Here is a 14,576-nt window from a genome sequence, read left to right as displayed (position 1 = left end):
TATTAAATAGGAATTGTTATCCGTTTTTGCAATAGAAAAAGCTTGGTCAATACCACTTCCTCCATAATTTTCTTTCCAATGAAGATGCCCATCATGTTGCAATTTTATAGCCCAAAAATCATAACTTCCTTTATTATTTGTTATATCAAAATCGGTACTTTCGGAGTATCCAACCATTATTAATCCACCGTCATTAGCTTCGACAACGTCATTAACTCGATCATTTTTTGTACCACCAAAGTATCGGTACCATTTAAAATTTCCGTTCGCATCCAATTTAACACCAAAAAACTCACCAACACCATGTTTAGAATTCTGTAAAGCATTTGAGTTTTTTAATGAATGACCTTCTCCATGATTACCACCGCCACTTCCAATAATTCCTTCATAATCTGCAAACCCAGCTACAAAAAAGCCTCCGTCTGAAGTTTGAATAATTTTATGGGCATGATCGTGACTTATAAAACCATAATTTTTGCTCCAAATAGTATTGCCTTGTCCGTCAATTTTTGAAATATAAAAATCATGAAAACCAACATTTCCAGGAATGTCACCGTCATTACTTGCTGAATAACCTGCAATTACATAATTCCCATCTTTTGTAGCAATTATACTAGTTCCATAATCATTTAAAGAACCACCTATTGTCTTGCTCCATACTAAATTACCTGAAGTATCGTATTTTGTTAACCAAATATCTACTAGTGCATGTGTTTTTATTATATCACCATCATTACTGTCTGTATAGGATAAAACCATAGTTCCTCCGTCATTTGTTTGAACAATGCTAGAAACTTTTTCTTCTAAACTGCCCCCAAAAGTTTTACTCCAGACTATATTGCCTTCAAACTTCTTTTCTTGTTCTAATGAATCGTCTTTATTGGAACAAGATAAAAAGTATACTGCAAATAATAAATATATTATTTTTTTCATTTCACAATTAACTTTTTTGAAATACTATTGTTGATTTTTACAAAGTAAATTCCTTTTTCGAATTCTTCAACATTAAAAGTATATGAATTTTTTTCTATAGAATTGAATGATTTCACTTTTTTGCCAATAACATCATATATGTCGATTGTATGAATTGCATCATTCATATTAATAGTTACATCTGAATTAGTTGGATTTGGATACATTGATAAGGCATTTTTTTCAAAATCATCAATTCCTAAAGAGGCATTTTTTCTAACTATAAACAATCCTCTGTCTATGTCACTCATTATAATGGTTCCACTTGGAAAATAAGGATAAACATTCCAAACACCATTAAAAAGAGCATTATTATTCTCTGGATAGGTGTCGAAAAAACCTACTTCATTCATTGTTCCAGCACCTTGAATATTGGATGTATTAATAATTCTCATTCCAGCTGTATAATTTGCTAAATAAAAATCATTTCCTTTTACATAACCATTATGATCTATAGCTGCTGTTGGTCCAAAATAATTTGCTTTCAAAATTGGCGCATCTAAATTGGTCATGTCAATAATGATAGATTTTGAATTAAAGCCAAAAGTGGTTTCATCGATTTCATCTCCTAAAATCCAATATTTTTTATCTTCAGTAAACCAGCCTTGATGTGTATACGAAGTATTTGGGTAAGTAAAAGTAGAAATTAAAATAGGAGTTGATTTGTTAGTAACATCTACAATTACAACTTTATTTTGATTTGCGCCAATAAATAATTCTTTACCAATATGATCTAAATCTGGACCATTATAATTTACAATTTGAGCATCATGTGTATAGCCTTGAGCACTGTATCCAAGCACAAGAGTTGGTGCAATAGGATTTGCTAAATTTAATACATGTGGTCCACCACTATAAGTTCCAGAACCATTACAATAGGCATAGCCAGAACTATAATTAATAGCAACAGTATGACAATTGCCAAAACCTGTATAGCGAGCATCTGGAACAAAAACTTGAGGTGTTGTTACACCTCTTAATCGTGTTAAATTAAAAATTTGCATTCCGTGTCCAGTAGCTTCACTAACAATATACAGGTGATTATTATATACATTTACTTCCCTCCACAAACTAGTAACATTATTATGGGAGTTAATTTTTCCTAAATAAACTGGAGCGTGAGGAATTGTAATGTCTACAATAGCTGTATGAGTCGTACAGCCTATAATTGCATATTCCTTATTTGTTAATGGATCTGTCCAGCCCCAACAACCACTTCCTTCGGTAGTAAAGTTCCCTCCAATTTGTGGAAAATCTAAATTTGCCATTAAATCTATTTTATTACATGGAAAAACTCCAGCAAAACCCCCAGTACATATTGTTTGAGAAACAACTATATTGCAGAATAAAACAAAAAGAAGTAAGAATATTTTATTTTTCATGATAATTTTTAATATTAGACCAAATTTAGACTTTTTATCTTAAAAATATTAAATAGTAATTAACTTTGTTGTTATGCGATTTGATTTTGTATAAAAAAGCAAAATTTATTTCAAAAACCTTCATTCAATTGATAAAAATGAATGGAAGGATAACGTAACTTTGTAATTACGTTTAAGAGATATAGAATAAGATGATGAAAGTTAAAAACATATATATTGTTGTAATGATTTTAGTTGCAATAATGCTATTTTGGAATCAAGACAATGTAAAACCTAATATTTGGATAAAAATTATTGGAGTTATTGTTTTCTTTTTTGGTATGATGAAGTTAAGTGCAAAAACACCCAGTAAAAATCAAGATAACGAAGAGTAATGTTTACAAAAGGAGATAATGTTTCGGTTTTAGATGATGCTATAAACGGTGTTGTTTTAAAAGTGAACGGAAAAATGGTAACAATTGAAACCGAAGATGGTTTTGATCTCGATTATAACGAAAAGGAGCTTATTTTGATTGAATCTTCAAGCGATTTGATGCAAAATATTTCTAAAACTAATTTTTCATCGGTAGCAAAAGAAAAAGAAATTCCAAAGCCAAGAAGTTTTGTTAAGGAGAAAAAATCTAAAAAAGAAGAATTTGTTCTGGAGATAGATTTACATATAGAAAAATTGGTTCCAAATAAACGAGGAATGAGTAATTATGATATTCTAAACATTCAAACCGAAACGGTAAAACGACAAATGGATTTTGCATTTCGAAACCGAATTCCAAAAGTCGTTTTTATACATGGAGTAGGCGAGGGCGTGCTAAAAGCAGAACTAGATTTTTTGTTAGGTCGTTACGAAAATGTAACTTTTCAGGATGCAAACTATCAAAAATATGGAGTAGGAGCAACTGAAGTTTATTTTATTCAGAAAAAAAATAGTTTATAAAAAGGTTAAGGTGTAATATATTCACCAAAAACAAAATTATCATTCGTTGGATAAATATAAGTTAGAATACCTTTTTTGAAAGTTGTTTTGTATAAAGTTATTGTGTGTTTAAATTGTGCACCAACAGCCACAGTTTCCACTCTAATCTCCCCACTTATTCCAGTAACACCATCTTGTGCAATCCATTCTTCGGTAATCGTGGGAACGGCTGGTGTGATTGCCGAACAGAAAAAAGCAGTATTTAAGCTTCCATTATAAACTCTATAAATGACCTTGTTGGTTGTACTGTTAATTACTCGAGTTCTTGGTGAACCAATTGGAGTTACTGCATTTGCAAAAAGTGTTGGATCAACATCTAATAATAAGGCATTGTTCGAATTATATTTGAAAATTAAATTATTTCCACCACAATTTTGAGTTGTAACTAAAGTATAATCAAAATTTAAATTGACAACATCTGTTCTATAATTTCCAAAAATATATGAATCGTAAACGACTTGCTTGTCAGGAGCAACAAACGTTATGTTTTTGAAAACTATATTATGGTTGTAAGCAACAGTTACACCACTTCCATCTAAAACTTTATTTGTTGTAATTTCCATTGTTCCTCCAGAAACTGTCCATTCTTCCAGAACAGGGATAGTTGGTGTATCACAAATATTAGCTGTAGTAGTTGATTCAGCAAACTTTCTATAAACCAATGATGTTGTTCCTGTTATTGTGACTACTCGTGGAGTGCCTAGTCCAGTTTCGGTGTTAGGAAAACTAGTCTCAGGAGCATTTAGTATTAAAGATTCTGCATTGTTAATTTTGTATAAAACATTTGAAGTACTACATTTTTGAATGACAGCATTTTCGAAAACGAAATTTTCGGTAATTAAATTACCATCATCACAACTAGATAATAATAAAACACATATAAATATAGTTTGGAAATATTTCATTGGTATTAATTTTAAACAAAAATAATATTTTTAATTTCTAATAAAAGCTTTATTATTCAATTTAAGAAAATTTAAACAATATTGTTATATTTGACAGAACTAAAACTAACTAAATTTCAATATTCAATGACTTCTGAAACCAACAAAACAACAAAGCCTCTAATAATCATTGTAGCTTTATTTTTCATCTTCGGATTTGTAACATGGGCCAATGGTACTTTGATTCCATTTTTTAAACTCTCTTTTGGGTTATCTAATACACAGGCATTTTTTGTAACTTTTGCATCTTATATTGCTTATTTCTTTTTAGCATTACCATCTTCATGGATTTTAAAAAAGACTGGGTTTAAAAACGGAATTATTTTTGGTTTATTCATATTAGGATTAGGCTCACTAATTTTCATTCCGGCTGCACAAGCTCGTTCTTTTCCATTATTTTTAGCTGGTATTTTTGTACAAGGAGCAGCATTGGCTTTGTTGCAAACTGCTGCAAATCCATATCTAACAATAATTGGACCTATAGAAAGTGCTGCAAAAAGAATCAGTATTGCTGGTATATGCAACAAATTCGCTGGTATGATTGTTCCTGTAGTTATGGGTTCACTTTTCTTAAAGAATGCTGCCGATATCGAAAAAAAGATAGCAGCTGCAACTGGAATTGAAAAAGAAAATATACTAACCGATGTTTTATCTAGAGTAAACACGCCATATATTGTATTAGCTATAATTTTCTGCGCTTTTGCCGTATTGATAAAATATACGCATTTACCAGAAGTTGAAGTCGAAGAAGATATAATAGATGAAACTAAAGGTGAAGTTGTAAAACATAAATCGATCTTTCAATTTCCTCATTTATTTCTAGGTGCATTTTGTATTTTCGTTTATGTAGCTGCCGAAGTTATGGCTGGAGATATTATTGGAGTGTATGGAAAAGCACTTGGAATTGCCCCAGATACGGCAAAATACTTAACTTCATTAACCTTATTTAGTATGTTAATAGGTTATGTTTTAGGAATTTTTACCATTCCAAAATACATATCACAACAAAAAGCATTGCGTATTTGTGCTATTTTAGGAATTATACTTTGTTCATTAGCTTTCTTAACAGCAAGTTCTCAGTTGTCAGTTATTTTTATTGCCTTATTGGGATTGTCAAATTCTTTAATGTGGCCAGCCATATTTCCATTAGGAATTAGCCATTTAGGAAAATTCACCAAAACAGGTTCGGCTATTATGATTATGGGTATTGCGGGTGGTGCAATTTGGCCTTTAATTTATGGCTATTTAAGTGATTTGCCATCTCATGGCGGATTAGGAGTTCCGTTTCATATTGCTTTTTATGTTGCTATACTTCCATGTTATTTATATATTTTGTTTTTTGCAATAAAAGGACATAAAATTGGCGTTGAACATAAAATGTAATTAATTTTAAATCCAATTCATGATTTAATTCACTAAGAAAATTCTTAAATAAATATTAATATTAAAATTCGGAGAAAAGTAAATTAGTACTTTTACTCCGAATTTTTTTATATGCAAATCAATAAATACTATTTATCGGCATTATCATCCTTTATAATTTGGGGGTTTTTTAGCTTGGCTCTAAAGCCATTACACGATTATCCGTCGTTAGATATTTTGTTTTATAGGGTTTTCTATGCCACAGGATTATTGCTAATCATTAATTTATTGTTCAGAAAAGAAATTCTAAAGAATGATTGGAAATCATTTAGTAATTTAAACAAAAAAGAAAAATCAAACACTATTTTACTTACTGTTTTAGGTGGGTTTCTGCTTACATTCAATTGGTTTTTATTTATGTATGCAGTAAATCATGTGAGTCTAAAATCGGCTTCATTTGCCTATTTAATTTGTCCAATTGTAACCACAATTCTTGCTTATTTTATTTTGAAAGAAAAACTAAGCAAATGGCAATGGTTTTCAGTTGGATTGTGTGTTGTTAGTTGCGGAATATTATCTTATGGAGATTTGAACGGATTAATTTATAGTTTAGTAATTGCAGTTTCGTTTGCATTGTACTTAATAAGCCAAAGAAAAAATAACAAGTTCGATAGATTTGTGGTGCTAACCATTCAAATGGTAATTGCATCACTAGCTCTGTTGCCATTTTTTCCTTTTTATAAAGGAGAAACACCTACAGAATCGTTATTCTATATTTTGCTAATTGTTATTGTAATACTGTTTACCATTATTCCTTTATTTCTAAATTTGTTTGCTCTAAAAGGCATGAATTCTTCAGCAGTTGGCATTTTGATGTACACCAATCCTCTAATTAATTTCTTGTTGGCATTTTTTTATTTTAAGGAAGAGATAAATTTGACACAAATAATTTCCTATTCGCTGATATTAATTTCTGTTATAATATTTAATGAACAGTTTTTGTTTCGAAAATCATCTAGTAAAAACTAACGTATTTCCTTTCGATAAATTAGCATCAAAAGCATAACCTTCGTAATTGAAACCTTTTAAACCGTCTAATGTTTCAATATCATGATCTATAATATAACGAACCATCATGCCACGCGCTTTTTTGGCAAAAAAGGAAATCATTTTTAGTTTGCCGTCTTTGTAATCTTTAAATTCTGGTGTAATAACAGGAACTTTAAGCTTCTTGACATCAATAACACTAAAATATTCGTTACTGGCTAAATTGATAAATAGCTCATTTTTTTTCAATTCTTTGTTTAAAGCATTCGTTAAAGTTTCTTTCCAAAAGCCGTATAAATTTTTGTTTTCTTCGATTGCTAATGAAGTTCCCATTTCTAATCGATACGGTTGCATTAAATCTAATGGTTTCAAGATTCCGTATTGTCCAGAAAGAATGCGAAGTTTGTTTTGCAACACATCCAATTTTTCTTCAGGAATAGAGTAGGAGTCCAATCCTAAATATACATCACCATTGAAAGCATAAACTGCTGGACGGGCATTTTCGGGTGTAAATGGCGTTTTAAATGTTTTATTACGTTGCCAATTCAGTTGTGCTAAATTGTCTGAAATTTCCATGAGTTCAGACAAATCTTTGGGCTTTAATTTTTTTAAAACCGAAACTATCTCTTTGGTTTGTTTTAAATAAACAGGTTTTGTAAACTGATTTGTAGGTAATGGCTTTTCAAAGTCTAATGATTTGGCTGGCGAAATAACTATTTTCATGTGGAAACTTTAATTTAGTATACAAAGATATTAAAGTTTGACTGTTGGTTTAAATTAAAAAGCTTGATTTTTTTAAACCACATAGAAACATAGTAAAAAAGAAAGAGATAGACCAATTCTTGGTATCATAAAGCTATGATTTTTATAATAAAGTAAAACGTCTTATAAAAACTAATAAAAATCTATGATTCTATGTGGTTTAAAAATAAATTAATTGAAAAAACTAAATTATTTTTTTTACATAAATTTTGGTTTCACTTCTTTAGTAGAAATAGCTGAAACTTTATTTTCAGAATCTATAATGACGGTTAATTCACGCTTAAAATATTTCTTCTCATAAGTAATATTATACCTAAAAATATAAGCTTCATTAATCTCGTCATGTTTTACATCGATTAGTTGTAGAGAAATAAATCTCCCGTTTCTAAAGATTATTTTCTTACAAGTTTCTGATAATCTTTCTGGCGTGGCGTTTTGTCTTACTATTTCTGTGGCTTCTTCGCTAGAAAAAACTTTAAAACGAGAAGTATTACAAGATTCTAACAATCTTGTTCCTAAATCATAAGCTCGGTTTTTAATTAGTACATCAACTTCTTTTGGATTTACAACAACTACTGATTTTTCAGCAACCGATGAAGTTGCTGTCTTTTTTGTTTTGCAACTATATAGGAAAATTAAAACAATAATTAGAAGTATCTTTTTCATTAGTAAGCTTTTAATAGTAACGAAAATAAAGCTGTTTTGGTATAACATTAAAAGTAGTAAAATTTTGGGTTAGTTGTGTATATTTGACTCTCAGGATAATTTAAAAAAATCAGAAAGCTAACTAATGGAAAAATTTGATGAAATTCTTAAAATCATAGATTTAAATTTAATTACCAGTCTAGTTCCGTTACTATTTGCCATAATTTTGATTGAATCAATTTTTAAAAATAGATTTAAAACAAAACAAGTACTAAATTTAGTTAGATGGATTATTATTTCTTACACGATAGTTTCAATAATTCATTATTTAATCAGAATTATAGTTTTTTCTGAAGAATCTGCATTCTTGAATAGAGCAACTGGACCATACTGGTGGGCATATTGGCTCATGTTTATATCTGCAACAATATTACCACTTACATTATTTTATAAAAAATTAATGGCAAAAGCATTTTATTTATTATTTATAGCAATATTTATAAATATAGGAATGTATTTTGAACGTTTTGTAATAATCGTAACGAGTTTTCATAGAGATTATTCAACAGATAATGAGCTTTTTGACTTATCTGTTTATCTAATAATAGGTTATTTGATGTTAATTTTGCAAGGTTTTATTTTAGCAATTATATTACTTGGAATTTTTGAGTTAATTGAACGAAGAAAACAAATTAAAGAGGTTTAATATAATTCAACCCATAAAAAAAACGCCGAACAAAATTACTTTCGTTCGGCGTTTTTATAATTCTATTTTTAATACAAACTCGGAAATTGAGTAGGATTCACCTCATGCATCATCGCATAAACTTTTTCAAAAATATCTTCTACAGATGGTTTCGAGAAATAATCGCCATCAGTTCCGTAAGATGGTCGGTGTGCTTTTGCAGCTAGTGTTTCAGGCTGACTGTCCAAAACCATGTATCCTTTTTGCTCATCGATAATTTGTTGTAAAATATAAGCTGAAGCGCCTCCAGGAACATCTTCATCTATAATTAACAATCGGTTTGTTCTGGCCAATGATTTTACAATATCGTGATTTACATCAAATGGCAATAATGATTGAATGTCTATAATTTCGGCATCAATTCCTACTTCTAGTAATTCTTTTGCGGCTTGTTCTACTAATCTTAAAGTAGAACCGTATGAAACTAAAGTAATATCATTTCCAGATTTAATAGTTTCCACTACACCAATTGGTGTTTTAAATTCTCCTAAATTGGTTGGCATTTTTTCTTTCAATCGGTAACCATTCAAACATTCAACCACAAGAGCTGGTTCATCGGTTTCTAACAAAGTGTTATAAAAACCAGCAGCTTTAGTCATATTTCGAGGAACCAAAACATGAATACCACGAATCGCATTAATAATCATTCCCATCGGAGAACCAGAATGCCAAATGCCTTCTAAACGGTGACCACGAGTACGAATAATAAGCGGTGCTTTTTGGCGACCAGCCGTTCTGTATTGTAAAGTTGCTAAATCGTCACTCATGATTTGAATGGCGTAAAGCAAATAATCTAAATATTGAATTTCAGCAATAGGTTTCAAACCACGCATCGCCATTCCAATTCCTTGACCTAAAATAGTAGCTTCACGAATCCCAACATCGGCAACACGAAGTTCACCGTATTTTTCTTGCATTCCTTCTAAACCTTGGTTTACATCGCCAATATTTCCTGCGTCTTCTCCAAAAATTAAACTTTCTGGATATTTTGTAAAAATGGCATCAAAATTATCACGCAAAACCAAACGAGCATCTACTTCTTCTGCAGAACTATCGTAAGTTGGTAAAACTTCATTGACAGAAAATATATTTTTATCTGATTGTGAGAATAGGTGAGAGCTAAATTTTGGTTGTATTTTATTTGTATAATTAGTAATCCAAGTAGCCAGTTGGTCTTTTCCGTTTTCTTTGACGATTAAACGTAAAATTTTACGAGCAGTTGTAATACTATCTTTTCTGATAGGCTCTTTTATTGCTGCCAAATCGTTAGCATATTTTTCTATAAAAACTTTATTCTCGCTAGTATTTGCAATCGTATTTAGTAACGAAACTAATTCGTCTCTTTCTTCTTTAATAGGAGTTACAAATGCTGTCCAAGCTGCTTTTTTTGCTTCTAAAACGTCTTTTCTAGCTTGATTGTCTATAGTGTCAATTTCTTCTGATGTAGCGATATTATTTTCTATCATCCACAATTTCATTTGACGCAAGCAATCGAAATCACCTTCCCATTCAAGTCTTTCGGCATTTTTGTAACGCTCGTGTGACCCAGAAGTCGAGTGTCCTTGTGGTTGCGTTAGTTCACGAACGTGTATTAAAACAGGAACGTGTTCTTCTCTAGCAATTACTGATGCTTTTTGATACGTTTCAACTAATGTTGGATAATCCCAACCGTTTACAGTCATAATTTCGTAACCCTTATTGTCTTCATCACGTTGAAAACCTTTTAATATTTCTGATATATTTTCTTTGGTTGTCTGATGACGGGCATGAACAGAAATTCCGTATTCGTCGTCCCAAACACTCATGACCATCGGTACTTGCAAAACTCCAGCTGCATTGATGGTTTCAAAAAATAAACCTTCAGAAGTAGAAGCGTTTCCTATAGTTCCCCAAGCAACTTCATTTCCTTGTTCAGAAAAGTTAGTTTGGTCTATACCAGTTACATTTCTATATATTTTTGATGCTTGTGCTAAACCTAATAAACGAGGCATTTGCCCAGCAGTAGGAGAGATGTCTGCACTTGAATTTTTTTGTTGTGTTAGGTTTTTCCAGTTTCCGTTTTCGTCTAATGAATGTGTAGCGAAGTGACCGCCCATTTGACGACCAGCACTCATAGGATCATGAGCCAAATCGGTATGACCATACAAACCAGCAAAAAACTGTTGTGTTGTCATTTGACCAATCGCCATCATAAAGGTTTGATCACGATAATATCCTGAACGAAAATCTCCATTTTTGAAGGCTTTCGCCATGGCTAATTGTGGAATTTCTTTACCATCTCCAAAAATTCCGAACTTAGCTTTTCCAGTCAAAACTTCACGTCTCCCTAGTAAACTACATTCGCGACTTGTGGTTGCAATGGTATAATCGTGTATAACTTCGGTTTTGAAATCTTCAAAAGTTAACGGCTGTTTTTCTTCTACTTGTGTCATAAATTCGAAATGTAATAATGACAAATTTAAGTAAAAACTAGTTATGTTGTATGTATGTAAATGAAAATATTATTGAATTATTGATAATTTATTTATTGATTGTAAAGATAAAATTGCATTATGTGTTTTTAATATTAGTATTTAATGATTTTTATTTAATTAAAAAATTAAAAAATTGAAATATTAAAACCATTTTCTTTTAAAAAGCCCAATAAGTGTTTTTGGATTGAAAGTGGCTATAAATCGTATTTTTTCTTGGTAATTTTTTTGTCCCATTTCGAATCCATTGCTAGAATATACAGGCAAAAAAAGTTCGAAATAACCCGGAACAAGATCGAGATGTAAACCACTATCGTATACAAATTTAATATTTTGACCTTTGTTTTGGTACAAACCAACATCACCATACATTTCTATCCAATGCCATATTGATGAAGTTGCATTTAGGGTTGTCATCCATTTATTAGCATAAGGGTTTTGAAATTTTGATTTAAAACCGCCTTCGGCAATTATAATTTCTTGACTAAATAAGCCAGTACTTTCTGAACGACCATAATAATTATAATCGAATAAATAATCTTTGGGTCTGTCTAGTCCAAAACTATAAAATTCGGAAGTTGTTTTTTTGTATAAAAAGGTTCCTGCATAGAGTCTTAAGCCAAATTGGTAATTATTTTCTAATAATTTTCGGTAAGCAATTTCGGTTGAAATTTTACCAAAATTTCCAGCAAATTGTAAATCAGTTCCAAAACCAAAACCTCTTGCAACTTCTGAATTTTGTATGGAGTATCTTGCGTCAAAAACAGAATAATTTAATGGAGCATCTTTTTCGATTGTACTTGTAATAAAAGAAATTGGAGCTTCTTCTTTGTTGACAATAATATTTCTAAAAGTTAGAAATTGTCTTTTATTACTTCGCAAATTAGGATCTCTAAATCGGAATTGCAATAGAGGATTTATCTTTAAATACGCTGCATTTTGAACATAATGAAAATAAGATCCGCTTAATCCGTATCTAACTTCGTATAAATTTTTATCTCTAAGTTGTTTACGATATGATATTCCTAAAGAGCCTGTAAATGATTTTGTTTTTGCCGAATAACTAGGAGCTATATCATATATGAACGCCTTATTTATGAAAGATTTATTATGAAGACTTAATGATGTTATAATCCCGTCATATAAATTATAGGTAATTTCTGGAACATAAAATATTTGTGTATACTTAGGATTTTCTAAATCCTCGAAGAAATTAAATTTTAATGGTCTGTTTAATGAGAAAAAGCCTTTTAGTGATTTGTAATTATTTCGAGAATTGTATTCTGGAATCTCGTTGTCGTAATTTAGTACTAATTTGTCTGCAATATTTCTACTTATGGCAAATGTAGTATCGGTTTTTATATTATATAACCACTCACTAAAAACGATTTCTTTATTTTTTAGACCTGTTATAGTAACAGGAACTGTTGCATTGGAATTGTTTTTTATAGTTATCGAAATACTGTCTTTGGATTTGTTTATTTTACCAAATTTATAATCGATAATCTTTCTTGAATTTATTAAATTAGAAAAAAACCAATCTAAATTTTGATTAGAGTTTTTCTTTAAAATAGCCTCGAAATCTGATGAATTGGTTTGTTTTTCTTGGTTCAGCACAATAAATTCCCTGAAACTGTTTTCGACAATACTATCTTTTAGTAATGAGTTTAAATACTTAAAACTTAATCCAGATTTATATTTTCCAGCAATTTGCTCATTAAATTTTATAAAAGATTCTTTCGATTCTCCAATGGATTGATCTAGATTATCTCGAGCCATAAGTAAGTACAAATACTTGTATTGCTCATTAAAATTAGCATTTACTACATTATAGCCTTTTAGTATTTTATATTTAGAAAGATTTCCCAACATTCTTAATTCAGGATAATTTTCATCAATATATTTCATCATAACATAAACTTGAATCGCATCAAATAAGTAACTATTTTTTCTTTGATCTATTTTTAATGTTGATTTTAAATAATTGTACAAATAGGCTTTTAGAAATTTTATTTCATACAAAAACTCATTTGGAAAAGGGCTTATAAAAGCGGGTAATTGGTTTAAACCATAGAAAGGATTCCGTTCATAATCTACTTGAGAAACCATTATTTTTTTTTCAGGAAGTTTTCCTAAATTATCTGAGACATAATTTACAATTTTATCAATTATAATTGCTTTTTGAATTCCGTTTAGTCTAGAATCAGATAAATTTGTTTCAACTTCCAGTAGCTCATTTTTGAAACTTTCGTAACTGTATTTTTTTTCGATAGACAGTTGAATTTCAGTTCTGTTTGTTGCACTGAAAGTAACACTTTTTGTGGTTTCACTTTCGGTTTGATTTATCAAGTGACAATCCGTTGTGATTTGAAAATCTTTAGGAATTATAAAATCGAAATTTATATTTTGATACGTTGCATTGGCAATATCTTCTAGGTTTTCATTGCTATAATAAACAAACTCACCATTATTATTAAATCTGGCTAACGATAAAAAACAGTTTTTTAAATAGTATTTTCCATTATTGTAACCAAAGCGAGTGAATTTTGAATCTGGAATTTTTAATAAATATTCAACTTCAATACTTATTGATTTTGATGGTTCTAAATTCGATTTTAATTGAATTTCGATAATATCAATTTGATTATCAACACGTTTCCAAGTTGCAATTGAATCGTTAATGAACATTTTTGTGATAGCAGTATTTCCTCTTTCGTTTTCAGGAGCCAAGAGAAAACCTCTAGTAAATTCGTCCGAAAATCGTTTTCCTAATCGTGAATATTTACTCGAGTAGGCATGATTCCAATCGTTTAAAACTAATTTTGATAACGATTTATTTGAGTTATTAGTAACCTGAATGGTTTGTCTAACATTCAAAACATGAGAAACGTCATCTAATGAAACAATTATATTGGTTTGCTGTTGTCCATAATTTTTAGATATTATGAATAGGAAAGAAAAGAAAAGTAGAATTTTAGTAGAAATTTTCAATTTTTCGAACAATTATATAAATTTTGAATGCAATGTAGCATAAATATATTTTTTGAGAAGATTATTAAACCTAATTTTAATGTTAATTTTAAATAAAAATCAATTAAAATATTTAACTTTATGTTTTACAATGATTTATATAGTAGATTGTTAATAATTAGAATGGTTGCGTGTTAATAACGTTTTTGTTTTAACGTTGATTGTTATTTATATTTTAATATATTGCAATCCCAAATTTTACCTAAAATGATAAAAAAATTACTGTTATTTCTACTTATAAGTAAT

At 29.9% G+C, this 14,576-nt stretch carries 12 protein-coding genes; 5 read left to right on the top strand and 7 right to left on the bottom strand.

The features are described 5' to 3' along the window. Together ACHZC3_RS03775 and ACHZC3_RS03770 are read right to left on the bottom strand one after the other, a co-directional pair. A partial coding sequence (locus ACHZC3_RS03775; RefSeq protein ID WP_394758549.1) for a hypothetical protein occupies positions 1-933 on the bottom strand: 933 nt, incomplete at its 3' end. Then, positions 930-2,354 carry a choice-of-anchor B family protein gene (locus ACHZC3_RS03770; protein WP_394758548.1) on the bottom strand — a complete coding sequence of 475 codons (1,425 nt, stop codon included), beginning with the start codon at positions 2,352-2,354 and terminating at the stop codon, positions 930-932. The genes ACHZC3_RS03775 and ACHZC3_RS03770, both read right to left, overlap by 4 nt. Positions 2,355-2,545: 191 nt before the next feature. Between ACHZC3_RS03770 and ACHZC3_RS03765 the strand changes: the two genes are divergently transcribed. Both ACHZC3_RS03765 and ACHZC3_RS03760 read left to right on the top strand, forming a co-directional pair. Continuing rightward, positions 2,546-2,728 (top strand): hypothetical protein, encoded by a 183-nt coding sequence (locus tag ACHZC3_RS03765; RefSeq protein WP_394758547.1) that lies wholly within the window; start codon positions 2,546-2,548, stop codon positions 2,726-2,728. Beyond that, positions 2,728-3,285 (top strand): Smr/MutS family protein, encoded by a 558-nt coding sequence (locus ACHZC3_RS03760; RefSeq protein WP_394758546.1) that lies wholly within the window; start codon positions 2,728-2,730, stop codon positions 3,283-3,285. Before ACHZC3_RS03765 ends, ACHZC3_RS03760 begins: the two co-directional genes overlap by 1 nt. Before the next feature lie 5 nt (positions 3,286-3,290). On the opposite strand, the gene ACHZC3_RS03755 is transcribed toward ACHZC3_RS03760, so the two are convergent. After that, positions 3,291-4,229, bottom strand: coding sequence for a hypothetical protein (locus ACHZC3_RS03755; RefSeq protein WP_394758545.1), 939 nt, complete (start codon positions 4,227-4,229; stop codon positions 3,291-3,293). 126 nt (positions 4,230-4,355) lie between these two features. Between ACHZC3_RS03755 and ACHZC3_RS03750 the strand changes: the two genes are divergently transcribed. Together ACHZC3_RS03750 and ACHZC3_RS03745 are read left to right on the top strand one after the other, a co-directional pair. Continuing rightward, a complete protein-coding gene (locus ACHZC3_RS03750; RefSeq protein ID WP_394758544.1) occupies positions 4,356-5,651 on the top strand; it encodes a sugar MFS transporter in 1,296 nt (431 codons plus the stop codon). 111 nt (positions 5,652-5,762) lie between these two features. After that, complete coding sequence (locus tag ACHZC3_RS03745; RefSeq protein WP_394758543.1) at positions 5,763-6,659, top strand: EamA family transporter; 897 nt, start codon at positions 5,763-5,765, stop codon at positions 6,657-6,659. Here the strand turns inward: ACHZC3_RS03745 and yaaA are convergent. After that, positions 6,642-7,400, bottom strand: coding sequence for a peroxide stress protein YaaA (gene yaaA / locus ACHZC3_RS03740; protein WP_394758542.1), 759 nt, complete (start codon positions 7,398-7,400; stop codon positions 6,642-6,644). The genes ACHZC3_RS03745 and yaaA overlap by 18 nt on opposite strands. 237 nt (positions 7,401-7,637) lie before the next feature. Then, a complete protein-coding gene (locus tag ACHZC3_RS03735) occupies positions 7,638-8,105 on the bottom strand; it encodes a hypothetical protein (RefSeq protein WP_394758541.1) in 468 nt (155 codons plus the stop codon). A gap of 124 nt (positions 8,106-8,229) precedes the next feature. Here ACHZC3_RS03735 and ACHZC3_RS03730 point away from each other — a divergent pair, with 124 nt between their 5' ends. After that, positions 8,230-8,790 (top strand): hypothetical protein, encoded by a 561-nt coding sequence (locus ACHZC3_RS03730; protein ID WP_394758540.1) that lies wholly within the window; start codon positions 8,230-8,232, stop codon positions 8,788-8,790. A gap of 68 nt (positions 8,791-8,858) precedes the next feature. Here the strand turns inward: ACHZC3_RS03730 and ACHZC3_RS03725 are convergent, their stop codons facing one another. Next, positions 8,859-11,261 carry a thiamine pyrophosphate-dependent enzyme gene (locus ACHZC3_RS03725; RefSeq protein WP_394758539.1) on the bottom strand — a complete coding sequence of 801 codons (2,403 nt, stop codon included), beginning with the start codon at positions 11,259-11,261 and terminating at the stop codon, positions 8,859-8,861. A gap of 183 nt (positions 11,262-11,444) precedes the next feature. Then, positions 11,445-14,303: an aminopeptidase gene (locus ACHZC3_RS03720; RefSeq protein ID WP_394758538.1), complete on the bottom strand. Its 2,859-nt coding sequence runs from the start codon at positions 14,301-14,303 to the stop codon at positions 11,445-11,447. Between the last annotated feature and the right edge of the window lie 273 nt (positions 14,304-14,576).

Origin of the sequence: Flavobacterium sp., from assembly GCF_043720215.1 — a bacterium.
GTDB lineage: Bacteria > Bacteroidota > Bacteroidia > Flavobacteriales > Flavobacteriaceae > Flavobacterium.
Note: the sequence above shows the minus strand (reverse complement) of the source record. Positions and strands in the feature narration are given on the sequence as shown.